The following is a 25,813-nucleotide window of genomic DNA, read 5'->3' as shown; positions in this document are numbered from 1 at the left end:
CGGACGTAATTCACTTCGATAAGACTTTTGTTTCTTCCGGATTGCGCTGGATAAGCCAGAGTCTTGACATGGCAAGGCTCACTAAGAAACCGACGAGACAACCGAAAATTACTTCTCCAACTTTGTGAAGGCCATATTGTATACCCACTCTTGCAGAAGCACCATGTGTAATGCTGGCAGCTATAACTACTGCGGCTGTAATAGGCGCTTGTCGCCACATCGTTTTAATGCGAACAACGTATGATGATATCAGTACTGTAGTGCCCAGCGCAATTGGAAGCAGCCATTCCTTTGCACCTCCGATCAGCAGAAACAGGAGCCCGACTGCACAACCAACCAATACATTGATGAGTCTTGCTCTGAACATCTTTCGTGCTTCGGCAGGTTGAGGATCCGATGCTGCTACCATTGATGCGATTGCCCAAATGGGATTGGTGTCCTCGATGGACCTTAATGTGACCCAAGTGATCCATGTAGCAATGCCAACGTTTACTGCAAACCGCATCGCAAGAATGTGATCGAAAGAAAGGCCAAGCCGTTTCATTAACGCCTCAGCTCTTTGTGATGATGGTCGTGCCATATTTTTACTCGTTGGATTTAGGCGGATTGCCGAGCAGTCTATACACAATGCCCGTTTTTGTGGCGTTCAAAGCCATCCAGTCCTTTGCTGAATACTGTAGTGCAAGAAAAAATGCTTCTGCACGTTGCATTGCTTCCCGGGTCAGTTCTCTTCTGTCTTTAAATTTAATCTGGTAAGCAAATTCTCCAATGAGAGGACGATGCTCGCCACGGGTGCGCCAGATGCCCACATTTGCCTTTGCGGTAAGCCCATCCCCGAAATCGAGCAGGCAAATATCCTGCAGCACTTCTTCTACAATGGCGTTGTTTACGAGATTAATTCTTTCTCCTTCTTTCTGTTTCAGCGATTGCAGGGCCGGAAATACTTCAGATATAACATCAAAAGAAAGCACATCACTCTGCGTTACATTTTTGCGCGGGAACTGCACATTATTGGAGTATAGAATGCGTACACCGCCGAGCTTTTCTTTTAGTGGCAATACCTGGCACTTAAATTTGACGGTGTAATCTCCCTGTATTTGCGGCCGTACATCTGTTTCTGCAGTCTTCTGTAGATCTGCATTTCTAAACTTGAAGACAATCTCAGGATCGCCTTCCGGGAATCCGTTTACATATGTTATGCGGCGACGCAAAATGAAAGAGTTGTTATACAGTCTGAAGTCATCCGTGTCAATAAAAATGATCTCGCGGATTTTAGTAGGAGCGTCAATATAGTTGTGTATGTTATAACTAACCCCATGCTCTGCCGCAGGCGCTTTGATCACTTTTGCGAAATCGAACAAACTGTCTCTCGAAATAAAGCGGTTGGGCTTAAGGATGAGCTTGAATGCGAGATAGTTAAAATCCGGATAGGGAAGACCGTCAGAATATACACCCTGCTCTATGTGTGGTATCTTTCCCACCCACGAGCTGGTTTCCGGATGTCCGTTCTCAGTTGTTGGGCCGGAAGAAGGTGTTGACTTTGTAGCAGTTTTTTTAGCTGGTTTAGGCTGGTGCCTTCCCTTGGCTTTAATGCTTTTTTTCTTTGCCGGCTTTACCGGGGCATGTGATTTTTGCATAATAGAGTTATTATAAGGACAAGGTTCAAGTGTTAGCAAGGAGAGAGTATCAAACTCTCTATAAAGTACAAATTTTTTAACGAGATAGGAAGCGTTTAACGGTAAACTGCCGTTGCTGAAGTGGTTGTTTTACTGCCGTTTTTTGAAAGAGTGTGGCTCTTTTTGTGTTGATGTTGCTCATTTATCAACCTCATGTAAGAGGTCAGAAATCCGGTTTGCCAATCATCCAACGAATCCGGTCCCATTTGAATGGATACAATAAAAAAAAGCGCTAAAAATTAGCGCTTTGAAATTGGTTTTATGGAAAGGCCGGTATCCGGAACTATATGTGTACTCCCCAGGTTTTATTCATCTTTCTTCCCAACAATTGATTGGCTTCTGCGTCGTGCTTAAATTTCTCCTTCACAGGGTCCCAAGTCAGGCTACGATTAAGACGATAAGCAATGTTACCGATATTGCATACAGTTGCTGTGCGTTGCCCAATCTCCACATCACAAATTGGCATGGTTCTTTTGCGCATAGCATCGAGGAAATCTTTGTAATGATCCGTGCTGCGATACACATGTTTCTCTGTATCACCAATCACTCTGTCTTTTAGCGAGGCGGGATTAGTTTCCAGTTTTCCACGTTGCACTTTAAGTTCTCCTTCGGTGCCGATAAACTGAATGGCATTGTTCCATTCCCATTTCTCATGCGTCATAATTATTCCGTTCGCATATTTGTATGTAAGGAATGGGTGTTCGCCACCATCGGGTGCAATTACTTCTACCGGGCCGCTATGATCCATGTCAAGCGCCCATTGAACAATGTCAAACATATGAGCGCCCCAGTCAGTCACCATGCCACCCCCAAATTCACGATAGTTGCGCCAGTTCGGATATACATCTTTGCTTACAGGTGGCGCCAGCTCTGCATTAAACACAGATTGTTCTGCATTAGGCCCCAGCCATTTGCTCCAGTCAAGCCCTTCCGGCATCGGTTCTGCAGGAAGGTCATATGGCTTAGGCGGAGGGCCTACATTCACCTTTACTGATTTAATTTCTCCAATGTAGCCGTTACGAATAAGCTCTGCTGCTTGCCTGAATTCTGGCCATGAACGCTGCATGCTTCCCGTTTGAAATACGCGATTGTATTTACGAGTAGCATTCACCATTGCTCTTCCTTCTTTAACGGTAAGGGCCATGGGCTTCTCACAATAAATATCTTTTCCAGCTTCGGCTGCCCGCACTGCCATAGCTGCATGCCAATGATCAGGGGTTGCAATTACCACAGCATCTACATCTTTACGGGACAATAGTTCCCTAAAATCTTTGTGCACCGCTATATCGGCATAGTTGCCTAGCTGTGGCATCTTTGCGTAGCTATCTTTAATGTGTTTGAGTGTAAGCTCTGTTTTTGCGTCATACACCTCACTCAGCGCCACAAAACGAATCTGTTCTGTTTTCAGGAAATAGGAAGACAATATTTTACCCTGCTTACCTCCGCCAATCAGTCCGAGGTTAATCATATCACTGGGTGCGGTATAAAGAAGTCCTGCTTTACTCTTTCCACCCAGCACGTGCCTGGGAACAATCATAATCCCTGCAAGGGCCATTGCGGTACTGCCCATGAATGAGCGGCGGGAAACATTGTTATTTTTTTCTTCATTTTTCATATAGCTGGTAGTAATTTTTGTTTGAATATACTAAGAGTCTGTTTAAAATTTAATCAATGATAATATTATGGGATAATTTGACAATTTCTTCAATGCTTACCTGTTTTTTGATTTCCTGAATAATTAGTAAGTTCACTTCCTCGCTACCTAAACCCTTTGTCGGTGACTTAGGTGGCGAAGCATTGCTATATCGGTATGTATTTCTTACAAAAAGAGATTTCAAAATTGACTTTTCCAACCAAGATTATATTTGCATGACTTAGATTTAAATCTCCAAAGAGGAAAGAAAAAATAGTTTGTAAAGTCCTAACACTCGCAGAAAACTATCGCTAAAATTTTTCGTATGGAAAGGTATAGAAGAAAAGACTTAAATGAAAGATGTTTCGCACTGGAGATTTTCGAATGTCCGAAAGAAATCATTCTATTTGCGGCAGAGTTAGGAAGTGACAATGTCACTATTGAAAACTTTAGGCAATTCGGAATGCAACGAACTGAGTTTAAATTTGAAATACAAAGCAAAGGACTGATATTAACTCCATCGCTAAAAGGATTTGACGTTGATTTTTCGATTTCCAAGATTGAATTTCTACAATTTATTGATGTGTGGGATGAACAAGGCTGTTATGCGGTATTTCATGATGCAGCTTCACTAAAGCTGAAAGCGACCAATTTGGCTGACGATAAACGGTATCGAGCGTTGACAAACTTCGGGTGGACAATAGAAATAGCTATTCCTGGTTCAGCCTCTGATGGTTGGGGACAAATTACTTCACCGAACAAACAAATTATTGAGAAGATTGAAGACCAGCTAAGACCTTACACTAACGTATTATAAAACAAAGATTGAATACATAAATCAGCATTTGTAATTCTAAGGAACAATTTACCTTTAGTGAGGCTTGCGGAACCTTGGGTGACACACTTCACCAAATTGTAGCTTGTGTGGGTAATTCTAATCAAACATTCCGCTAAATGAAAATCATAACGTGGAACTGTAATATGGCTTTCAGGAAAAAGGCGGAGTTTATTTTGGCTCACACGCCCGAAGTTTTGATTATTCCCGAATGCGAACATCCAGACAAATTGAAATACAACCCGGCGATGCCAATACCCAACGACACGCTTTGGTTTGGCAGCAACAAGAATAAAGGACTTGGCATTTTTTCTTACAATGGCTTTAGGCTTAAATTACTTAAGAATCACAATCCAGAATTGAAAATGATTATTCCCATTGCTGTCACGGGGAATGACACAAAGTTCACGCTGTACGCAATCTGGGCGAACAACCCGGACGATCCTGATGGTCGATATATCGAACAGGTTTGGAAGGCAATTGATCATTATGATAAAAAAATAAGGAACAAGAAAACGGTATTGGTCGGAGACTTTAATAGTAATACGATTTGGGATAGGCAACACAGAATCGGCAATCATTCAAATGTGGTGAAACGACTCGAAGAGAAAGGAATCTTTAGTTGTTATCATTTACATCACAAACAAGTACAAGGTAAAGAAGAACATCCTACTTTTTATTTGTACAAGCACAAGAACAAACCCTATCACCTTGACTATTGTTTTGCATCAACTGACATGATAGACAAAATTCAATCGGTAGAGATCGGAGATTATGAATTTTGGAAACAGTATAGCGATCATGTTCCTGTGATGGTAACATTTACTTCTTAGCACATGGTCATCTATAAAAGTTCATCTGCCGTAATAAAACACATATTGAATTTAGAGTTAAAATGAAATAGAGCTACTTTAGTTGTATGTCGTATAAAACGTCATACCCAAAGAATCCTTTTTTTACTGTAAGTCTCACAGTGGTTGCTGCAGAAACTTCGTTTTTCTCAATTGAGCTAAAAACAATTTGTTTCTCTGATCCATCGTAGTCAATGTTTATTGCAGTGCTTGGATTTTGTGTTCCGATTGTATTCTCTGATATGATTGAAACTGTTTTAACAGTGGTTTCTTTATCCGCGAATTGGAAGTTAATGGCCATAAACAAGTAACATGTAATGAATCCAAAAGAGCCAACACTTTGAGCTATGGGGTAAATTATTTTTTTACTTAAATATGTCTGTTGATAGTCCTTTTTAAGAATAAAAAAGGTGATAGTAGATGAAATCAATATGACAGAAAAAGCAATCCATAACGGAATGATCGTTTTTTGATAGAAACCTATCTCCAACATGAGAAGTATCAGTCCTATTATTAAAGATGTTGTATAAAATGTTTTATGTTTTCGTTCTGTGTTCATGCAAGGTTCACTAGTGAATAGTTCCAATAAAAAAGCGCTAAAAAATTAGCGCTTTTTTTATTTCCTTTTTTTGAAGGGTTTTGGCGGAGAGAGAGGGATTCGAACCCCCGGACCTGTGACAGTCAACGGTTTTCAAGACCGCCGCATTCGACCGCTCTGCCATCTCTCCGGGTGCAAAATAAAGGTGCCGGGATTTATTTGCCAAAAAAGATTTCAAAAAATCGAAAATATTTTTTTCAACTATATGATTGATGGGCTGAAACTTAGTAATAGCAAGAGGTTTGGGCGTTTGATGCTTGAAGAAAAGTTTTGAAGACAAAACTTTAATATAACGAAACATGCACCGGAACAAGCATCGAGACGATCGATATCAGCTATGTCACTAAAAAAAGGACCTCGTTGGATTCGAGATTTGAAATTACATTATGGTTCACTATTAAAACCATAAGGATCTGCGTCCGGCTTTCAATCTCAAATCTTGAATGTCAAATTTCAAATAATAAAAATCTGCGTAAATCATGAAAGTCATGAAAATCATGAAAATCTGCGTCCTCTCTGTTGCTAATATAGTACGCTAATTTGATTTTTCTACGAGCCGAAATCTGGTTATTTTCGACCATGCACGTTAATTTACCAAAGGCCGTTATGGGAACGAGCACGCTCGGAAACCTTTACAATGCACTCTCTCAGGAGGAAAAGACAGCCCTAATTGAGGCTTATATCTCCTTAACCGACAAACCATATTTTTTTGATACAGCAGGTAAATATGGCGCCGGCCTTGCTCTTGAAGCATTGGGCAAAGGCCTGAAAGAACTTTCCATCTCACCGGAAGATGTTATCATCAGTAATAAATTAGGATGGTACCGCGTACCATTAACTACAGACGAGCCAACATTTGAAAAGGATATCTGGAAGGATATTAAGAATGATGCAGTTCAAAAGTTAGGCTATGACGGTATTCTTGCCTGCTTTGAGCAAGGCAATCAATTGTTGGGCGGATACGATTCCCGATTTGTCTCTGTACATGACCCGGATGAATATTTGGCAGCAGCAACTGATGCTAGCGATGAAGAAAAAAGATATAAAGAAATTTTAGAAGCCTATCGCGCCCTTTTTGAGTTGAAGAAAAGCGGTAAAGCCGATGCCATTGGAGTGGGTGCAAAAAACTGGAAATCGATCCAACGCTTAAGTCATGACATCGATTTTGACTGGGTAATGATTGCCAACAGCATGAGCATTCATAGTCATCCCAAAGAGTTGGCCCAATTCATGAAATCGCTTGCTGATAAAAACGTTACTGTTATCAACTCAGCTGTGTTTAATGGAGGGTTCTTAACGGGCGGAAGTTTTTATAATTATCAATTTGTAGACGATACTACTAAACGTGGACAGGACCTGCTTAGCTGGCGCGAACGTTTTTATGAGCTTTGCAAAAAACATGGTCTTTCACATGTTGCCGTGGCGCTGCAATTTGGTTTAACGGCACCTGGCGTGAAAAGCATTGCTGTTGCTGCTTCCAAACCAGAGAGATTGAAAGCAACTGTGGATATGGTTAACCAGGCAGTGCCTGGAGATTTTTGGAAGGCAATGGTAGAGGCGGGTTTGCTGGAGGAAGGATGGTTTTGAGAGAGAAGTAAAAAGTAAAAATTAGAAAGTCAAAAGGCACAGTGGAAAGGAGAGGCATTAATCCTCTTTTCTACTGTGGTTTTTATTTTTACCAGACGATGTGCTTCATCGTGCAGGCGGCGCGTACGTTTCTTAAGCACCGTAAAATTAAGTCCTCAAAAAACGCTTTCTCTTTTGCCATCCTCATTTTGTTATATTTGTGATTAAACCGCAAACCATGGAAAAGACTATTCATCACGGACGTAACGTAAAGCGCTTCAGAGAAATGATGGGCTATAAGCAAGAAGGACTAGCCTCTGAATTGGGAGAAGATTGGAACCAACGAAAAGTTTCTTTGTTAGAGCAAAAAGAAGAAATCGAAGATCAGTTGCTTGAGCAAATTGCAAAAGCATTAAAAGTGCCCGTGGATGCGATTAGAAATTTTGACGAAGAGATGGCAATCAATATTGTTTCAAATACTTTTCAGGATTTTAAAGACAATGCAGTTGCATCAGCAATGAACTATCAATGCAATTTTAATCCATTGGATAAACTAATGGAGGCACTGCAAGAAAACAAAGAATTATACGAGCGCTTGCTTAAAGCCGAAAGAGAAAAGGTTGAACTTCTTCAAAAAATGTTAGACAAACAATAAAGAAGGTGTTACGATGTTAATGTCCTACGGACAATATTGCTCGTGATGTTATATTTCTATTGATATTGATGCCCTACGGGCAAAAGCATTTCCCGTAGGGAAACAATATCAATAGAAGTCAATATGAATGAGTGTTTTGCCCGTAGGGCATCAATATTAGGGTTTGTTTGAATAAAAGCTTGTTCTCATTTTTTTATCGCACTCTGTTGCTTCGCTTCCAAATCCTTCTTCTCCTGAAAATACTCATTGTACACTTTCCGCTCAGCGATTTCTAAACCATTGCCCAATACAACTTTGTCGCCGTTTGCAAACGCGATGCCTATGCCGGTTATTTTTCTGTCAAGCAGATCAGCTTTATTAGTTGCCGGGTTGTTCCAAAAATTTGCCGTTGCTAAAAGTATGATCGAGCTGTCTGCAGTCTCAAATCGAAGGCCACGCATGTTGCCGATATCGGTGGGAAAGGAGGATAATTTAGTTTGGCTCAGGCTGACTTTATATTTCTGCAATGCTTTTTCAACAGTAAGCGATAAGTCTTTCTTGTCTATTTTCCTTGTGTCAAAATAATGCAGTTTGCGACTGAGCATTTTCACTGGTTCTTCAACGATCAACCAACTAGATTTGTTGGGCAAATAAATGCTTGAAGGAAGGCAGTCATGAGCTTTGAAATATAAATGATTGTCGAATTGTCTGCCGTTTAGCGCCGCAATAAACTTTCCATCTTTGTTTGTGTAAAAAGTATCCTGCTCATACCAGTTAACGTCAAATTTTTCGGTGTAGAATGGATATACAAGCACCATTACATTTTCCATCGGCTTACCGGATTCATCAACGACCTTCCCGGAAATATAAACTGAGTCCCTGCCAAGAAAAGGAGAGTTTTTGTTTGGCTGTTGCGCGAACGCAAACTGAAAGGCAATGGCTAGCAATGTTACAAGTACGGTTTTCATAAAGCGTTAGTTGGGTAACACAAACATGAGTCGCAATCGTCGCCTATTACTCTAAATATACAAAGGTTTAGGGGCTTTTAAAAGAGGAGGTTGTTTTCTTTGGTTCAGGTCAAAAATCCCATTTTTAATATATTTGTAGTTGACAACGGCAAGCATTGAAAATATTCAATGAACGTTTTAGAAAAAGGTGCTGGGTTAAATTCCTCAACCATCTTATTTTTATCTTTCCATATCGATAAGTAATAATTTTTCCTCTTAGTAGCCCAAATGCTGAACGATTTAAACAAATACCTACCATAAATGACGACAGCAAAAGCTACAAATATGAAAAAGGAACAAATAAAACAGCTTTTTGAGCAATTTGAAAATGCTTGTTACTACCACGATGACATTGAGTGTTGGAGCGCAAGGGAATTACAGAGTATATTGGGTTATAGCAAATGGGACAATTTTGTAAACGTTATTGACAAAGCGAAAATGTCTTGCGAAAATGCTGGAGCCAATATTTCTGATCATTTTGCCGACGTCGGGAAAATGATAAGTATAGCGAAAGGAGCTCAGCGCGAGGTTGAAGACACTGCACTTACAAGATATGCGTGTTACCTTATAGCCCAAAATGGAGATGCAGGTAAACCGGGAATAGCTTTTGCTCAAACCTATTTTGCTGTACAGACACGGAAACAGGAAATAATTGAGAAAAGATTGTTGGACGTTGCCCGTATTACAGCTAGAGAAAAGTTGACTAAATCAGAGAAGAAGCTTTCTGGCATAATCTATGAAAGAGGAGTGGACGAAAAAGGATTTGCTATTATTCGTAGCAAAGGAGATCAAGCTCTTTTTGGTGGGTTTGCTACAAATGAAATGAAGAAAAAAATAAAAGTCCCAGAAGGCAGAACTTTGGCAGATTTTTTACCTACACTTACAATTAAGGCGAAAGATTTTGCAATAGAATTAACTAGTCATAACGTGATAGAGAAAGATTTAAGAGGTGAACACCCTATCTCTAAGGAGCATGTTGATAATAACGTTGCAGTTAGAAAAATGGTTATAGATCGAGGAGTAAAACCAGAACAGCTACCTGCCTCAGAAGATCTTAAAAAGGTGCAGCGTCAGTTAAATGTTGATGAAAAGAACGTTTTAAAAGACGCTAAAAGAAAGAAGAAATAGAAGTCCTTGAAGCTTTTAGGTAAAATAAAATAGATGCACTTATAACTAAAGAGAAAGATAAAATTTGCACAATTTTCAATGAATATAACGCCGAACATCAGGAAGAACATCGCAACAGAGGGCTTTGCAGTTATTGATAATGTTTTCTCAACGGAAGAACTCACCAAAATCCTTCAAACCATTTCACGCGTTGATACTACAAAACCTACTTTTAGAAAAACAAGTGACTTATTTGCAATCCGCCAGTTTTTAAAAGAAGTGCCGGAGACATTCGATTTGATTTTCAACAGTAACATACGCTCCATTATTTCATCACTTTTCGGCAACGACTACTTTGTGGTGAAATCAATTTATTTTGATAAGCCCGAGCAATCAAACTGGTTTGTGGCCTATCACCAGGATCTTACAATTTCTGTAGATAAAAAACTTGACGTTGAAGGCTATGGTCCGTGGTCGGTTAAACAGAATCAGTTTGCCGTTCAACCTCCACTTGATATTTTGGAAAGCAACTTCACCATTCGCATTCACCTTGACGATACGGATGAAAATAACGGTGCACTAAGAGTCGTTCCAGGCTCACATCTCAAAGGGATTTACAGACCGGAAACGATTGATTGGAAAGTAGAAACAGAAACCTTTTGTAATGTTAAACAAGGCGGGGTAATGATCATGAAACCCCTGCTGCTGCATGCATCGAACAGAACAACAAACAATAACAAGAGACGAGTGATACATATTGAGTTTAGCAATTGTTCGCTGGGAGGAGCCTTGCAATGGTCCGAGAAAGAAAGTTTTGCCTGACCGAGTGAATCTCGCCGTTCATCGATTATTCAAATCTTGCAGTGCCTTAAAGTTTATCTTCCTGTTTTATTGAAATAAACTGCAAATCAAAAGGCATGAACAGAAACGAATGGTCGCGACGAAAATTCATCACATCTATATCGGGAACGGGAGCCGCAGTAATGTTGAATCCTTTATGGTCATGGGCGCTTAACGATCAGGATTCACGGGTTGCCAAAATCGTTGCCAGCACTATTGGCATTGACACCCACAACCATATTGATGTGCCGCTTGACAATGCTGAGTTGCCCGGTCCGGCATTGGATCTCGCAGGCGAATTGAAGACGTCGGGTCTTTCAGCCATTGTCATGACCTTTGCCACAGACTACAAAAGAAACATTCAGCCGGGTGAAGCTTACCAGCGTTTCCTCAATGGATTGGAAGCAATGGACAAAGTGCTAAAGGACGACGATATGAAGCGGGCCTTGAATCTCGCAGACATCAAGGCGGCGCACAAAAAGAAAACACCCACAGTTATTCAATCGATAGAAGGCTGTCATTTCCTGGAAGGCAAGGTTGAACGTGTAGAAGAAGCCTACAACCGGGGCTTGCGGCATTTGGGTTTGCTGCATGACAGCGATGCCTCCATGCCTTTGGGTGATGTGTACACCAATCCCCCGAAGTTTGGGGGCCTTACAAGTTTGGGCGCCGATGTAATAAAAGAATGTAACCGCCTTGGAATGTTGATTGACCTTGCACATGCGAGTAACGACACCATTAATGCAGCCTTAAAAATAACGACAAAGCCTGTCATTATCTCCCACACGGGGCTTGATTCGCAATTGGGCAAAAATGAAATGATGGCAAAGATGATGCGGCCAAGGCTAATAAGCAAAGAGCAAGCGAAGATTGTTGCTGAAGCAGGTGGCATTATCGGTGTGTGGACGCACTTGGCTGACACTCCGTTGGAACATGCACAAAATATTCGCGCACTTGTAGACGTAGTTGGCATTGATCACGTATGTATTGGCACAGATACTAAACTAACGCCTGCATACCGCTCTCCAAATGATTTTGGCGGTAAGCCCAATAATGCACCACCTCCGGGAAATCAGGATAATAAACCCGGGGACAATAAACAAAGTGACAGGAAGCCAAATCCGCAAAACGGCGGCAAGCGCATTGGTGAAAGAACCAATGAAGCTTGGGCCGATCAGAAAACCGGCTTCTATTTTACCGTTGTTGACGCCTTGCTCAAAACAGGTTTTACAGAACAGGAAATAGGAAAAATAGGAGGCGGAAATTATTGCAGGGTATTTGAGGGAGCACACAGATGACGCTGATTGGACTGATTTACACTGATTCTTTGTATTGCGAAAGACAAGAAATGATCAGACCGTTCGCCATTCAACATTCAGTTATTCTGTTATTAAAATCTGCGCAAATCAGTCAAATCTGTGTCATCTGCGCGCTCATTAAGCCGGGACATAGGTCATCACTATGATGCCACTCTTGAAAACCTGGTGCTCTTTTAATTTCAGGTCGAGTTGCTTTTCAATGTTTTGAAAAATAGACGTGCCTTTGCCAATCGCAACCGGATCAAGCATTATGATAAACTCATCCACCAAACCATGACTCGCGAACTGGGCGAGAATGCTCCCACTTCCCAGAATCGTCATATCCTTGTCGCTCGTTTTTTTCAGATGCTTCATTTCCCCGACAATATCGTTCTGGATGATTCGTGTTTTTTCCCAGGTTGCATTTGTAAGCGTTCTGGAGAAAACAATTTTTTCTGCCTTATTCATTCCCTCGGCCACTTCTGGAAAGCTTTCCCTGGCCATGGGAGTCGGCCAAAAGCCGGCCATCATTTCATAAGTCACCCTTCCGAAGACGAGCGTGTTTTCTCCCTGCGATTTTTGAGCAGCGTACTCTGCCGCGTCTCCGCCATGCGGATGCCAGCTAATGTCGTTGCCGGCGCCTTTGTAATAGCCGTCAAGCGTTATGAAAGTGAATGAATGTAGTTTGCCCATAGACGAAGTTTTAATTACAACAATTGGGATGGCGAAAGTTGGACAAGCGGAGGAAGTTTTTTTAGTTGAGAGTGGAGAATTGAGAGTTGAGAGTTTTAAATTAAAGCAGATTTTTCTTTTAAAGAGGAATTCAATTTGTCCCTACTCATTTTCAACTTTCAATTTTAAATTAACAACTATCCATTAAACTCTCAACTCTCAATTCTCCGCTCTCAACTAAAAACCCCGCCTACGGGGGGCGGGGCCAGATTGAAACATACCCTTTGTAAACAAAACACCATGTGATTCCAGGTTATTTCATTTATTGGATACTGGATTGTGTTATTTCATTTTGTTGGATACTGGATTGCTTTCTCATGTTGGGTTTGAACCTATTCGTATTGGTCAACCAGATAACGGATGACGTCTGTTGTTGTAACGATTCCTAAAAGTTTGCCGTCCTCAACCACCGGCAATGCGTGAAACTCAGCCTTGGTTAAAAACTCTGCTACATCTTTAATGCTTTCTGTCGGTGCAACTGTTTTCGGATTCGAAACCATGACCTGTTCCAGTTTCAGCATCTCAAAAATGGCCTCGTCAGAAGATTGCTGACCATCGAAAAGTGAACCAAAGCTCAAACGCATGATGTCTGTGTGACTGATGATCCCCGCAAGCTTACCATGCGATATCACGGGAAGATGGCGGATATGTCTGTCATGCATTATCCTGTCGACATTTTTCAGGCTTTCACAGATATCGACAGATATTACATCAGAGGTCATGATCTTGGCAACCGGGGTTCTCTTTTTCATATAGATCATTTTTGGAAACACTCAAAAGTAGGAATCGATAATCCGTTACATTCTGACATGTAAAAGGTGATTAAATGATTTTCATCATTCGCCAACAAAAAAAGCCCATAGTACATGCTATGGGCTTTTTTATCGATTAAATTGAATCAGGAGTAGTAATCTCCAGAGGTTAGTCTATTCTGTTCTTTCTATATATGAACCTCGGGCGGCATATCAGAATAATCCATTTTTTCCTGCGTAATCAATCAGCTGATCTGCGCCAAAAACGGTTAAGTGATTGTCGTCATACATATAAGGAGTGTAGCCTTCTGCCTGTGTTTTTATTTTTGTCAGGTTAACATCGTATACATCCACGTAAACACTGGAAGGCAGCAATTGCTTTAATAGCGTATTTGCTTGCTGTGATTCAGTCATAGCATAGTTATTGTTCAGGTCTTTGCTCAGGTAAATTTCCTTCGCTGCAATGGTTGGATACGATATTGCGTATGTTTTGGTTTGTCCTATAACCCTTACTTTTATATTGAAACGTTGTAAATATCCCACTAGTTCTAATACCTTGGCTTTTAGTTGATCATTCTCCAGCGTTAACCAGTTCTTGGTGATAATTATTTCGCTGATTTTGCTATGATTTTGAGGAATAAATTCTTGTAAGACGTAATTAACCAGTTTGGCATCCCTGCCTGTTGGATTCAGAAAAAAACCGCTGTTGGAAGTAGTGGCTTGTAATAAATTTTTATTCTGGCTTGCCAGTTTTTTTCTTAGACTTAATGATAGAACGGCGGCATGGCTGTCGCCTATCAGAAGAATATTTTCCATCGAATCCGACAACGTTAAACAAGCTGTGTTTGAGAAATCCTGCTCGTTTGATTTTGAATACAAAAAGCACGAGCCTCTCTTCATCTGTTCGTTTATTTCTTCATCGTGACTTGCCTGGTAGTTTGCCAGGGCAATTATTTTTTTGTCGATAAAATATTGATTAACCGGAAATACATACAGCAAAGCGGCAACAAGTGTCATGAATGCTGTGCATGCGATAATCTTGTAGGGATAAAATAATTTCTTGTTTGATTCAATATATCTATATGATACGACTGAAAAACAAAGTGTCAAAATCGATATAACAAAGACGTGCCCAGGCTTATTGAAAGCAAGTCCGGCGGCAAACACCCATAACGGCCAGTGCCATAAATAAAGGGAGTAGGAGATTTTTCCAATAAATTGAATTAGCCTATTGCTTAATAAAGTAAAGTTGCAGTTGCAAATGAGGATTAAAAAAGTTGCAATTATCGGAATGCCCACATATGCGTTGGGCCAGGTCAGTTTTTCATTAAATAAAACAACACAAGCTATCAGTACTATGTAAGCAAGTATGCAAATAGCATTTCGCAGATGTAAGTGAACTGTGTCTATAAATTTTTTCTCGAAAAGAACGATAATACAACCTATCAACATTTCCCATGAACGGGTTGGAAAAGAATAAAACCCCAGCGAATTTCCTTTCTCCATTACAAGTAAGGTCGTACCAAAGGAGAGAACTGTTAAAGCGATAATAATTGCCTTAAACAGTCTTTTGTTAGATAAGTATACTTTTCTAACCATCATCAGCACTATGGGATAGATCATGTAAAACTGCCATTCTACAGATAAGCTCCATGTATGAAGAAGGTGATTATTTTTAGCGGCGGGATTGAAGTATCCGGAATTGCGCCAGTAATACATATTTGAAACAAAAGTGAGACTTGATATGGACGTTTTGCAAAGTGTTTTTAGTTCGAAAGGGAACAGGAGAATGGTGCCAGCCAGCAAACTAAATACGACTACAACCAACAGCGCCGGTATTATTCTTTTTACGCGCTTGAAATAGAATTCTTTTAATGAGAAATCATTGTTATCGAATCCATCCAATATAATTTTAGACATTAGATAGCCAGAGATAACAAAAAAAGTATCCACACCTAAAAAGCCGCCGGAAAAGCCGGGCACATTGAAATGATAAAAAATAACTGCCACCACAGCGATGGCCCTTAATGCATTGATGTCGTATCTGAATTTCATCAGGATTTTGTTTTGGGGTCTTTAAACCTCATTTTAATGGTAGCTAAAGTATATTCTTACTATTTGACGGTACCTTTTGAATATCTGTTAGTTACAGCGGGCGAAAATAGTCCATTTCTTGTCTCTGCAAAAGCGTAATATGATTTTTATCATTAGTTAATCACCAGTTTCGTGCAGGAAAAACAGGCCTGATAACAATTTCCTACCTTCGCATGACCATGAAGCACCTAAAGGCAGTTAATAAGTATTTCTGGAAATATCGTTGGAGATTTTTGCTCGGTTTTATTTTCATTATCCTTTCCAACTATTTTAAAATCATACAGCCGCAAATAACAAGATTTGTGGTGGATGCGGTGGAGAGCAGCCTTCCGGGTTACACACCTAAAAATGTTTCTTCCCATTACGATCCCTTGGTTGCGCAAATGTTCCGTTCGGCGGCGGCATTTACATTCAATCAAAAAATTGTCTTATGCGGCGTTGTATTGTTGGTAACAGCCCTGGTCAGCGGCTTCTTCCTGTTCCTCACAAGACAAACGATCATCGTAATGAGCAGGCTGATCGAATATGATCAGAAGAATGAAGTTTATAGCCACTATCAATTATTGGATTCGGCTTTCTATAAACGAAACAGTACAGGGGATTTGATGAATCGCATAACCGAAGACGTTAGTCGTGTGCGAATGTACACCGGCCCGGCGTTGATGTATTTTATCAACCTTGCAGCTACCATCGGTTTTTGTGTTACTTATATGGTGAGAGAAAATCCGCGCCTTACTTTGTATGTTCTGGCTCCCTTGCCATTGCTGGCTGCGATCATCTATTTCATCAACAATATTATTCACAGGAAAAGTGAAAGGATTCAGGCACTTCTATCAGATCTTACGACGGCGGCGCAGGAATCTTATTCAGGCATCCGTGTGATAAAATCCTTTGTTCAGGAAAAAGCCATGCTTGGTTTTTTCGATAAGAAAAGCGAGGAATACCGCGCAAATGCTATTGGTTTGGCAAAACTGGAAGCTGTTTATTTTCCTTCCATGTCGTTGATCATTGGCTTAAGCACTTTGCTAACGATCATGATTGGTGGGTTTTATTCACTCACTCCCGGTTCGGGTGTAACAACCGGAACGATTGCGGAGTTTGTGATGTACGTGAATATGCTTACGTTTCCGGTAAGTGCCATTGGCTGGACGGCCAGTATGGTACAAAGAGCATCTGCTTCACAAAAAAGACTCAACGAATTTTTGCAAACCGAACCCGCTATTGCAAATGCGCCAAAGGCTATCGATCCGGTGTTAACGGGGCATATACAATTTGACAATGTGAATTTTGTATATCCTGATACAGGAATTCATGCGTTGAAAGATTTTTCTCTCGACATAAAAAAGGGGGAGAAAGTCGCCATCATCGGCAGAACGGGAAGTGGTAAAACAACCCTTGCACAATTGCTTTTGCGCATGTACGACCCCGGTAGTGGCAGTATTTCCATTGATGGAACCAATCTAAAACATATTGAATTGCGAAGGCTTCGCGAGCAAATCAGTTATGTGCCGCAGGACGTGTTTTTGTTTAGCGACACTGTGACGGGCAACATTCGTTTCGGAGCGGTAAATACATCATTTGAAGATGTTGTAAAAGCGACGCAGTTTGCCAGCGTGGAAAAAGAGATCAACCAGTTTTCCGGCAAGTTTGACACAATGATAGGGGAGCGCGGCGTAACCTTGAGTGGCGGACAAAAACAGCGTATATCCATCGCCCGGGCGCTGATCAAGAATCCACAGATGGTAGTGTTTGACGACTGTTTAAGTGCAGTAGATGCAAGTACGGAAAAAGAAATTATCGCAAATCTATATGCGTTTCTACATCATAAGACAGCGATTATCATAACTCATAGGATTTTCTCCCTATTTGATTTTGACAAGATCGTAGTTTTAGAAAACGGGCGCATTGTAGAAATGGGAAAACATCAGGACTTGATCGCACGCAATGGTTACTATGCTTATTTATACGAACAGCAACAGTTGCAGGAACACTCGGAGAAAGAATCTTGATGAAATAAGTGGATACTCTTATAAAAATCAGTAGATTCAATGGTTTCAAATTTTGCCAATTCGAAAACAATATTATATTTGTAGCTTAATGAACAATAATTAAAAAATTCCTAACTGTAAAAAATTATTACCGTGGCGTACGAAAGTAATGAAAAAAGAATGGAGAGCGTTTACAGTAAGCGCATCAGAGCCGGAAAGAGAAGAACTTATTTCTTTGACGTAAGAGCAACCCGCAGCAACGACTATTATCTTACAATTACTGAAAGCCGTAAGAAATTCAACGAAGATGGGTATGACAGACACAAGGTGTTCCTTTACAAAGAAGATTTCAACAAGTTCTTGAAAGCATTGACAGAAGCGGTAGACTACGTGAAGACAGAATTGATGCCCGACTTTGATTTTGACGCGTACAACCACGATAATTACGACAACGAGGGTGAGGTTGCAACTAGCGAAAATATCGTTGCTGAATCAACTACAGTTACTCCTTCACCTGCGGCAGCTCCGGTTGCAGATACTCTGGGCGAAGATGTAGACAAATGGTAAAATTTTTTCCGATAAATGAAAAGCCGCAATTATTTGCGGCTTTTTTTATTGCAAAAAATTGGCACAATATTTCGTCATTGTTTGATCTGGTAACCCCGCTATCCGCACATTGAAAACCATAATTGTCAAACTGCTCACCGCTGAATTATGGAGATATCTAGAAATCACAGATTTGCGATTGGTAACACGGCTTCCCAAAGGAAATCGGTAACTTACGATAACAATTCTTGCATATGAGGAGCTTGTGTCTGTGGATAGTCATTATTCCGGCTTTGTGTATACTATTTAGCCGCGCCAATGCCCAATATACCTGTGGTTTTGACGAAGTAAACCACAAGCTTCAGAAAGCCGATCCCCACTATAAAAAATTAAACGAAAACTTTAAGATACAGAACGGTTCTAAAACACTGGGTTCTGCCGGTGGCGACGGAACTCCTGGTTCCATCTTCAAAATACCGGTGGTAGTGCACGTTATTCATAAAGGCGAGGCTGCCGGCGTTGGCTCCAATATTTCAGATGCCCAAGTGACAAGCGCCATAACATTTCTTACAAAATATTACCGGGCGCAGTTAGGAAACAGCGTAGATGTGGGCATTGAGTTTGAACTGGCAAAAGTTGATCCATCCTGCCAGCCCACTGCCGGGATCGACCGTGTAAACGGATCATCGGTAAATGGATATCTTCAGTACGGCCTTACTAATAGTGCCTTTCCGGGATACCAGAATGAGCTGGACGTAAAAAAACTAAGCAACTGGAGCAATACAAACTATTGCAATATCTGGGTTGTAAGCGAAATAAACGGAAATGATGGCGGTGCCGGGACGCAGGGATTTACTTATTTGCCTGGTGCACCCTCAGGTGTGGATGGACTGGTTATTTTGTACAGTGCGTTTGGTTATGACCCGGACGGTACACTTGGATACAATTTGAAAGCTGGTACACGGCAAAATAAGATCGTTACACATGAAATGGGGCACGAACTTGGCCTGTATCATACTTTTGAGGGTGACGATGCAAATTTCGATGGTATTCCTGACAGGTGCCCGCCAAACGCAGATTGCACCGTAGACGGAGATGGTGTGTGTGACACGGGGCCACACGAAAGAAGCCGTTCAGATTGTCCCGCAGTTCCCTATGGTAGCTGCTCTCCCGATAACAACGTGGTAAAGAATTACATGGATTATTCTTCAGAAGATTGCCAGGATAGATTCACTCCCGGGCAGGTGGCAAAAATGCGTGCTGCTCTTCTTCAATTCCGACCTTCTTTAATTAATTCAAGAGCGTTGAATCCCATTGTATTTCCCGGAGGCGTTGTGCCTATTGCAGGCGCCCGGTGTACTCCCGCTACCAATACAATTGGTTTAAGTGGCTATTTCGCGGGTATAACAAACGTTACCATCAATGACAGAAGTTTTCTATCAGGAGCTTCTAAAGACGATAATCCTCACAGCGGCTATTTAAATGCAGCCACAGGATGTCTGAATGTGATCTCTCTTACCAAAGGGAGTCTGAATACATTTTCGATCAGCGTTTTGGGCGAAGAGCAGGAGCAAATAAGAGTGTGGATCGATTTTAATAACGATGGTTTTTTTGATAATGTTACTGAACAAATTTACATTAACACAAGAATTGACGCAGCACCAAACAGTACTGTTTCCGGCACTTTCACAGTGCCGCAACAGGCAATGGAAAATGTTGTTGTGCGCATGCGCGTAATGGATGACTACTCAAGTTATTCTGGTTTTCCGGTTCAGGATATTAACTCAGCCTGCAATGATCTTATGTATGGACAGGCCGAGGATTATCCCGTGATGATAACGTCTGTTTTGCCTGTAACATTATTGAGCTTCACCGCCAAAGAACAAGGAGACGATGTGGTTGTAAACTGGATAACTACTAAAGAAATCGACAACAAAGGGTTTGAAATTGAAAGATCTTTCGATGGGGTTGATTTTACCACGATTGGATTTGTAAAAGCGACTCAACAAAACACCGAGCAACATCGTTATTCGTTTACAGATTTTAATATCGAGCAAACTGAATTGTACTATAGGCTCAAGCAAATTGATATCGACGGACAATCCACATTGAGTAATGTTGTTGCACTAAAACGAAGTGATGTGAATGTGGAAAGTGATTTTGCCTTGATGAAAAATCCTGTCATTGACAATGTTGCTTTCAGCGTGAAAGGGAGGGCGCGCAATGCGCTGACAGCAACACTTATAGACGTTTCCGGCAGACAAGTTGCTCAGTGGAAAACGGACAGATCAGGCAGCAACTATCAATTCGATATTCGTGATAAGGGCCTGCAAGCCGGCATGTACATTTTGATTGTGCACACAAAAGATCAGCAATATGTGGCGAAGATTTTGAAACAATGAGCGAGAACGCAGATTTTCATGATTGTCATGATTTTTGATGATTTGATATTTGAGATTGACTGCCAGAACTGATCTTAAATATCAAATCAGATATCATAAGAAATCATGACAATCTTGAAATCTGCGTTCCATTTTTCTAATCAAAAAAGAATCAACGATGAAATTTACAGACGCAACAACAGAAGAGATCAATGCAGTAATGGAAAAATCATGGGATGCATTTTTAGCCTATAGAAAATTGCCATTGCAAAGAAGATGGGAATTCATGTATGCCATGGCGAATGAGCTCGATAACATTGCCACTCCACTGGTAGAGATAGCTTCGCAGGAAACTAATTTGCCGAAAGACAGGTTGGAGTCAGAACGAAAGAGAACCGTATTTCAATTGAAGAGCTATGCCGATGCTTGTAAACGCGGCGATTGGCTCGATATAAGAATAGACACCGCCATTCCCGATAAAACGCCACCGAAGCCAGACATTCGCAAAATGATGGTGCCACTCGGTCCGGTCGTTGTTTTTGGTGCCAGCAATTTTCCGTTCGCCTATTCAACGGCAGGCGGCGATACTGCCTGTGCATTTGCGGCCGGCTGTCCTGTTATAGTAAAAGCGCATCCTGCACATGCAGAAACGTCTGAAATGGTTGCCAATGCGATATTCGCGGCAGCAAAGAAGACGCATATGCCCGACGGCATTTTTGCGCATATACATGGCGAGGGTTTTGAAACCGGCAAAACGCTCGTGCTGCATCCACGTACTAAAGCGGTTGGTTTTACCGGCTCGTTTGCAGGAGGAAAAGCGTTGTTTGATGTGGCAAATCAGCGCAAAGAACCCATTCCTGTTTTCTCTGAAATGGGCAGCGTAAATCCTGTTTTCTTATTGCCTGAAAAATTGAAGCAGTCTGCTGAGCAAACAGCTAAAATGTACGCCGCGTCTATTACGGCAAGCGTTGGACAGTTTTGTACCAATCCAGGAATTTTAATTGGCATCAAAGGCGAGGCATTGGATCGCTTCTTAAAAAGTTTATCGGACGAAATAAAAAACATTGCACCCGCCACCATGCTGCATCCCGGCATAGCAAAGGCATTTGTAGAAAAAAGACAAAAGGCGCTGGCACAAAATGGTGTGCATGTAGCTGCGGTATCTTCGCAACAACCGCAGGAAAATCAAGGCTTGCCAACGATTGCAACGGTAAGCGCTGATGAATTCCTAAAAAATGTTTTGTTGCACCAGGAAGTGTTTGGCCCATATTCAATATTGGTGATCTGTGAAAATGATCAGCAAATGATGGAAGTGGCATTGCATCTTGAGGGACAATTAACGTCCACCATTATCGCAACGGAAAATGATGTGCAGCAACACGAACCATTGATTGAAGCCATCAAGAATATTTGCGGACGCTTCATCATGAATGGCGTACCGACTGGGGTTGAAGTATGTTTGAGCATGAATCACGGCGGGCCTTATCCAGCCACTACTGATAGCCGTTTTACATCTGTAGGCGCAGATGGCATCAAACGTTTCGTTCGCCCTATTTCTTTCCAAAACTGGCCGGATAGCTTGCTGCCAGATGAATTGAAGAATGATAACCCTTTGGGCCTTTGGAGAACTGTAAATGACAGCCTCTCTCGCGAGGCAATTTGAAAATTCTTTCTGCGTAACATTTTGGTGTTTCAAGAGCAGGCCGGTATCGCACAAGTCATTTTCAAATTTTCAAATCAGCACATCTTCAAATTTACCAACGAGCAACCACCTTAATGTTCAACAACCTCGGCGTTAACCTGTTTGGAATCGCGTAGGTTGTGTTCGAGTAGTCTTTTATAAACTGATAGGAAATAACATTGTCACGATCGAGCAGATTGAACACTTCAAGCGTTGCCCAGATGTTTTCAAAACCTTTGAAAGGACTGTGGCTGCGGCGTTTGCTGCGATCGCTGTCAAGCAGCAATGCACTGAAACCTATATCGACACGAATATATGGATCGATGGTTAAAGCGTTGCGATACTTCACACTTCCTGGAACGTTGTACGGAAGATTGGTTCCATAAAGCGTATTGAGATAAACCTTGAAGTTTTTATTTGTCGACAAATAATCCTGGAAAAATAAACCAAAAGTGATCAGGCGATCAGTCGGCCTGCGGAACCAGCCGCCTTCGTGCAAAGTGCTGTCAACCGGATGATTCAGTGAATCGAGTGTGTAGTCATAATAGTGATCACCTTCGATATTTTCCCTGGTGCGCATAAAGCCAAGACTCACCCAGCTTTCAGCATCTTTTACAATGTCACCAAACAAACGCATCTCAAGGCCTGTTGCATATGCTTTCGCGCTGTTTTGTCCATAGTAGCGAAGATTTACATTGTCGATATCATAAGGAACCACATCCCACATGCCTTTGTAGTATGCCTCTGCTGTAAAGCGCAATGCGCGATCGTTAAGGCCGACGAAATTGTAATCCATTCCGGCAGTTACCTGCCAGCTTTTTTGGGATTTGAGGTCAGTGTTAAGCGTTCCATCATAACGCCTCATTTCACGATAAAAAGGCGGCTGCTGGTACAATCCAAGGGCACCTTTGAAAACAATGTCTCTTTTCCAGTGTGTAGGCGTCCATGACAAACCAACACGGGGAGAAACTAGAAATTCTTTGTTAAGAGTGTTGTAGTTGAATCTTGCTCCTGCCTGCAATGTAAAGCCCGATGAATCGTGAAAGCTTATATTGTCCTGTATGTAACCTGAAAACCTGTTGATATCAAGATCTGCCGAAGAATGCAAATAGCTTGACATGTTCAACTGCGACGTGTTGTATGGCAAAGTATAGCCGGCAGAGTCCTGCAGTTCCCACTCGTGCATTTTGTCGTGAACAAGCTGCTTTTCTGCGGTAGCACCCCATTGCCAAAAGTTCCTGTTCTTGCGAAGTGTTCCTTTATGGCTGATGTTCCAAACATCAATGTTCAGGCGGTCCCGGGTGTATTGCTGGTACTGGCCGACACCAAGCGGATTGGTAATTTGGCCGTAATCACTTTGTGTTTTATCAAAACTTCTTTCGCCAAAAATATAAGCACCGGTGATGTCAACCGTTTCCTTTTCGTTGTCCTGGAAATAACTCGCCATCCATTTTAAACGAAGATTACTACGCGGTTGCTGGATCACACTTAAGCCAACAAAATTGGTTTTGTATTCGTCTTTTTCTCGGCCCTCGAAGTAAGTATCAAGACCCAAATTTGAAGTGTAATAGGCCGAGAAAACAGAAGCAGTTTGACTACTAAATTCTGGAATTAATGTGAATTTGGTTTTGGAAAAATTGGTTAACAGTTCTGCAGATAATTTGTCAGTAAGCTGATAAGTGAACAAGCCCTGAAAGTCTGTCGAAGATGGAATGTAGCTTCCCTTCGTTTCCTGGCTACTTAAAAGATTCTGATTGCTTCTGTTCCTTACGCCAAGCAAATAGGTGAACTTGTTTTTCTTATCAGTTCCTTCCACATTAAAACCTTGTTCCAGTAAACTGATATATGCAGAGCCTCCAAAACGTTTTGGTTTTTTGTATTGGATGTCCAAAACAGAAGACATCTTATCTCCGTACTTCGCTTGAAATCCGCCATTGTAAAAGCTTACCGTGCGTGTCAGTTCCGGATTGATAAAACTTAAGCCTTCCTGCTGCCCGCTTTTTACGAGATATGGCCGAAATATTTCGAAGTCATTCACATAAATAAGATTCTCATCGTAGTTACCACCGCGAACAGAATAATTTGATGTTAGCTCATTATTGCTGCCCACAAATACTTTGATCATACTTTCAATACCGCCGGTGGGAGAGGGAATATTGATGACCTGTTTCGGATTGATGAGCATCAGTCCTGCTTCTTCGCGTTGCTTGCGATCGTTTGTAATGATCACTTCTTCCAGTTCCTTCGCACTTTTTTCCATCCGAACAACAACCGTTTCATTTTCGTTTTCATTCAAAATGAAATTGCGTTGCTCTTGTTTATAACCTGTGTAAGTAAATACAATCGCGAATGCTTTATTGGCAGGAACTTTCAATTTAAAGGTGCCAGAGTCGCTTGTGAAGATCCCATTTGTTTGACCCAAAACCACAACAGAAACACGTGCTATCGGGGTTTCATTTTCATCCAGCACTTTACCAGAAATAAAAGCGGTTTTTTTCTGCGCGGACACAAATTGGATAAGGAAAAGGAGGAATAATATTGCAAATGATCTTCTTAAAGTCATTACCGGCAATGGTTTGTTCGCAGCAATATTAACTTTTTAATTCGAGAAAGGGGAGAGATATTGAACGCTGATTTTCATGATTGTCGCGATGGTCGTGATTTGAGATTGAGATGGGCACACGGATGACACAGATTAGACGGATTTACACGGATTTTTGTTTTATAAGTTTAACCTTTAAAGAGGCGCTAACAAAACATAGACTTTAAATTTTAGAATCACAGTACCAATAAAAACACATCAGCTTCAACGTAGTCACCCACGGGAAAAAATCCGTGTAAATCCGTCTAATCTGTGTCATCCGTGTGCTTTAAATCAAATCATCACAATCGTGAAAATCTGCGTTCCTTTTCTTAAATGCTTTTCAGCTCGTGTATCGTCTGCTTCGGGTCTTTCGATTTGAAAACGGTGCTGCCAGCCACTAGCACATGGGCGCCAGCTTCGATAATAGATTTTGCATTTGCTAATGTTACGCCACCATCTACTTCAATTTTTGTATTTAGGCCCAGCATATCGATTCTTTCGCGAAGCGCTTTGATTTTCTTTAGCGTTTGAGGAATGAATTTCTGTCCTCCAAAACCAGGGTTCACACTCATGATCAGGACTAAGTCAATGTCCTGTATTACGTCTTGCAGCAACTGAATAGGTGTATGAGGATTAAGCGCTACACCGGCCAGCATGCCAAGGTCTTTTATTTGCTGAATGTTTCTGTGCAAATGCCTGCATGCTTCATAATGAACCGTCAAAATATCTGCGCCGGCATTTTTAAAGTCCTGTGCATATTTTTCAGGCTCTTCGATCATTAAGTGCACATCACAAATTTTTGTAGTTGCCGTGCGAATTTGTTCAATCACCGGCAAGCCATAGCTAATGTTGGGAACAAAACGTCCATCCATCACATCCAGGTGAAACCAATCCGCTTCACTTTCATTAAGCATTTTACATTCATCAGCAAGGTGTAAAAAATCAGACGCAAGTAGTGATGGTGCTATGATGGGCATGATGTGTATTTTTTTGGTTGGCAAGATAGCAAT

At 41.3% G+C, this 25,813-nt stretch carries 21 protein-coding genes and 1 tRNA gene; 11 read left to right on the top strand and 11 right to left on the bottom strand.

Annotated elements, in window-relative coordinates:
- Positions 1 to 10: 10 nt before the first annotated feature.
- The 3 genes from KTO63_RS19750 to KTO63_RS19740 all read right to left on the bottom strand — a co-directional run bounded on the left by KTO63_RS19750 (position 11) and on the right by KTO63_RS19740 (position 3,291).
- Positions 11 to 580, bottom strand: coding sequence for an FUSC family protein (locus tag KTO63_RS19750; protein ID WP_217793546.1), 570 nt, complete (start codon positions 578 to 580; stop codon positions 11 to 13).
- Between the two features lie 4 nt (positions 581 to 584).
- The gene (locus tag KTO63_RS19745) at positions 585 to 1,637 is read right to left on the bottom strand and encodes a hypothetical protein (protein WP_217793544.1); all 1,053 of its coding nucleotides are present in this window, start codon (positions 1,635 to 1,637) and stop codon (positions 585 to 587) included.
- A 322-nt stretch (positions 1,638 to 1,959) separates the two neighbouring features.
- Positions 1,960 to 3,291, bottom strand: a complete 1,332-nt coding sequence (locus KTO63_RS19740; protein ID WP_217793543.1) for a Gfo/Idh/MocA family protein — start codon at positions 3,289 to 3,291, stop codon at positions 1,960 to 1,962.
- A 343-nt stretch (positions 3,292 to 3,634) separates the two neighbouring features.
- Here KTO63_RS19740 and KTO63_RS19735 point away from each other — a divergent pair, with 343 nt between their 5' ends.
- Both KTO63_RS19735 and KTO63_RS19730 read left to right on the top strand, forming a co-directional pair.
- Entirely contained in the window at positions 3,635 to 4,126 is a 492-nt protein-coding gene (locus tag KTO63_RS19735) for a hypothetical protein (RefSeq protein ID WP_217793541.1), read from the top strand.
- Positions 4,127 to 4,263: 137 nt separating this feature from the next.
- Entirely contained in the window at positions 4,264 to 4,977 is a 714-nt protein-coding gene (locus tag KTO63_RS19730) for an endonuclease/exonuclease/phosphatase family protein (protein WP_217793539.1), read from the top strand.
- 73 nt (positions 4,978 to 5,050) lie between these two features.
- On the opposite strand, the gene KTO63_RS19725 is transcribed toward KTO63_RS19730, so the two are convergent.
- Together KTO63_RS19725 and KTO63_RS19720 are read right to left on the bottom strand one after the other, a co-directional pair.
- Complete coding sequence (locus KTO63_RS19725; protein ID WP_217793538.1) at positions 5,051 to 5,296, bottom strand: hypothetical protein; 246 nt, start codon at positions 5,294 to 5,296, stop codon at positions 5,051 to 5,053.
- Positions 5,297 to 5,635: 339 nt separating this feature from the next.
- Positions 5,636 to 5,723 (bottom strand) — tRNA-Ser (locus tag KTO63_RS19720).
- 449 nt (positions 5,724 to 6,172) lie between these two features.
- Here KTO63_RS19720 and KTO63_RS19715 point away from each other — a divergent pair.
- Positions 6,173 to 7,180, top strand: a complete 1,008-nt coding sequence (locus KTO63_RS19715) for an aldo/keto reductase (protein ID WP_217793536.1) — start codon at positions 6,173 to 6,175, stop codon at positions 7,178 to 7,180.
- Between the two features lie 217 nt (positions 7,181 to 7,397).
- On the top strand, positions 7,398 to 7,814 hold the full coding sequence (locus KTO63_RS19710) for a helix-turn-helix domain-containing protein (RefSeq protein ID WP_217793534.1): 417 nt from the start codon (positions 7,398 to 7,400) through the stop codon (positions 7,812 to 7,814).
- A 185-nt stretch (positions 7,815 to 7,999) separates the two neighbouring features.
- Here the strand turns inward: KTO63_RS19710 and KTO63_RS19705 are convergent, their stop codons facing one another.
- On the bottom strand, positions 8,000 to 8,761 hold the full coding sequence (locus KTO63_RS19705) for a carboxypeptidase-like regulatory domain-containing protein (RefSeq protein ID WP_217793532.1): 762 nt from the start codon (positions 8,759 to 8,761) through the stop codon (positions 8,000 to 8,002).
- A 324-nt stretch (positions 8,762 to 9,085) separates the two neighbouring features.
- Between KTO63_RS19705 and dinD the strand changes: the two genes are divergently transcribed.
- The 3 genes from dinD (at position 9,086) to KTO63_RS19690 (ending at position 12,045) form a co-directional block, all read left to right on the top strand.
- Positions 9,086 to 9,928, top strand: coding sequence for a DNA damage-inducible protein D (gene dinD, locus KTO63_RS19700; RefSeq protein WP_217793530.1), 843 nt, complete (start codon positions 9,086 to 9,088; stop codon positions 9,926 to 9,928).
- Between the two features lie 78 nt (positions 9,929 to 10,006).
- Positions 10,007 to 10,729, top strand: a complete 723-nt coding sequence (locus KTO63_RS19695) for a phytanoyl-CoA dioxygenase family protein (protein ID WP_217793528.1) — start codon at positions 10,007 to 10,009, stop codon at positions 10,727 to 10,729.
- A 95-nt stretch (positions 10,730 to 10,824) separates the two neighbouring features.
- Positions 10,825 to 12,045 carry a dipeptidase gene (locus KTO63_RS19690; RefSeq protein WP_217793527.1) on the top strand — a complete coding sequence of 407 codons (1,221 nt, stop codon included), beginning with the start codon at positions 10,825 to 10,827 and terminating at the stop codon, positions 12,043 to 12,045.
- Between the two features lie 138 nt (positions 12,046 to 12,183).
- Here the strand turns inward: KTO63_RS19690 and KTO63_RS19685 are convergent, their stop codons facing one another.
- From KTO63_RS19685 to KTO63_RS19675, 3 genes are all read right to left on the bottom strand, one after another.
- Positions 12,184 to 12,738: a dihydrofolate reductase family protein gene (locus KTO63_RS19685; protein ID WP_217793525.1), complete on the bottom strand. Its 555-nt coding sequence runs from the start codon at positions 12,736 to 12,738 to the stop codon at positions 12,184 to 12,186.
- 371 nt (positions 12,739 to 13,109) lie between these two features.
- The gene (locus KTO63_RS19680) at positions 13,110 to 13,529 is read right to left on the bottom strand and encodes a CBS domain-containing protein (protein WP_217793524.1); all 420 of its coding nucleotides are present in this window, start codon (positions 13,527 to 13,529) and stop codon (positions 13,110 to 13,112) included.
- Positions 13,530 to 13,742: 213 nt separating this feature from the next.
- Positions 13,743 to 15,584: an acyltransferase family protein gene (locus KTO63_RS19675; protein ID WP_217793522.1), complete on the bottom strand. Its 1,842-nt coding sequence runs from the start codon at positions 15,582 to 15,584 to the stop codon at positions 13,743 to 13,745.
- Positions 15,585 to 15,802: 218 nt separating this feature from the next.
- Here KTO63_RS19675 and KTO63_RS19670 point away from each other — a divergent pair, with 218 nt between their 5' ends.
- The 4 genes from KTO63_RS19670 (at position 15,803) to KTO63_RS19655 (ending at position 22,201) form a co-directional block, all read left to right on the top strand.
- Positions 15,803 to 17,632 carry an ABC transporter ATP-binding protein gene (locus tag KTO63_RS19670; RefSeq protein WP_217793520.1) on the top strand — a complete coding sequence of 610 codons (1,830 nt, stop codon included), beginning with the start codon at positions 15,803 to 15,805 and terminating at the stop codon, positions 17,630 to 17,632.
- A gap of 132 nt (positions 17,633 to 17,764) precedes the next feature.
- Positions 17,765 to 18,178, top strand: a complete 414-nt coding sequence (locus KTO63_RS19665; RefSeq protein ID WP_217793519.1) for a DUF3276 family protein — start codon at positions 17,765 to 17,767, stop codon at positions 18,176 to 18,178.
- Positions 18,179 to 18,411: 233 nt separating this feature from the next.
- Positions 18,412 to 20,559, top strand: a complete 2,148-nt coding sequence (locus KTO63_RS19660; protein WP_217793518.1) for a zinc-dependent metalloprotease — start codon at positions 18,412 to 18,414, stop codon at positions 20,557 to 20,559.
- A gap of 157 nt (positions 20,560 to 20,716) precedes the next feature.
- On the top strand, positions 20,717 to 22,201 hold the full coding sequence (locus tag KTO63_RS19655) for an aldehyde dehydrogenase (NADP(+)) (protein WP_217793516.1): 1,485 nt from the start codon (positions 20,717 to 20,719) through the stop codon (positions 22,199 to 22,201).
- 91 nt (positions 22,202 to 22,292) lie between these two features.
- Here the strand turns inward: KTO63_RS19655 and KTO63_RS19650 are convergent, their stop codons facing one another.
- Positions 22,293 to 24,782 (bottom strand): TonB-dependent receptor, encoded by a 2,490-nt coding sequence (locus KTO63_RS19650; protein ID WP_217793514.1) that lies wholly within the window; start codon positions 24,780 to 24,782, stop codon positions 22,293 to 22,295.
- Positions 24,783 to 25,132: 350 nt separating this feature from the next.
- Positions 25,133 to 25,780 (bottom strand): ribulose-phosphate 3-epimerase, encoded by a 648-nt coding sequence (gene rpe / locus KTO63_RS19645; protein WP_217793512.1) that lies wholly within the window; start codon positions 25,778 to 25,780, stop codon positions 25,133 to 25,135.
- Positions 25,781 to 25,813 lie beyond the last annotated feature (33 nt).

The organism is Pinibacter aurantiacus (assembly GCF_019130065.1).
GTDB lineage: Bacteria > Bacteroidota > Bacteroidia > Chitinophagales > Chitinophagaceae > Pinibacter > Pinibacter aurantiacus.
The sequence above is the reverse complement of the archived record's forward strand: the minus strand, read 5'-3'. Positions and strand labels throughout refer to the sequence as shown.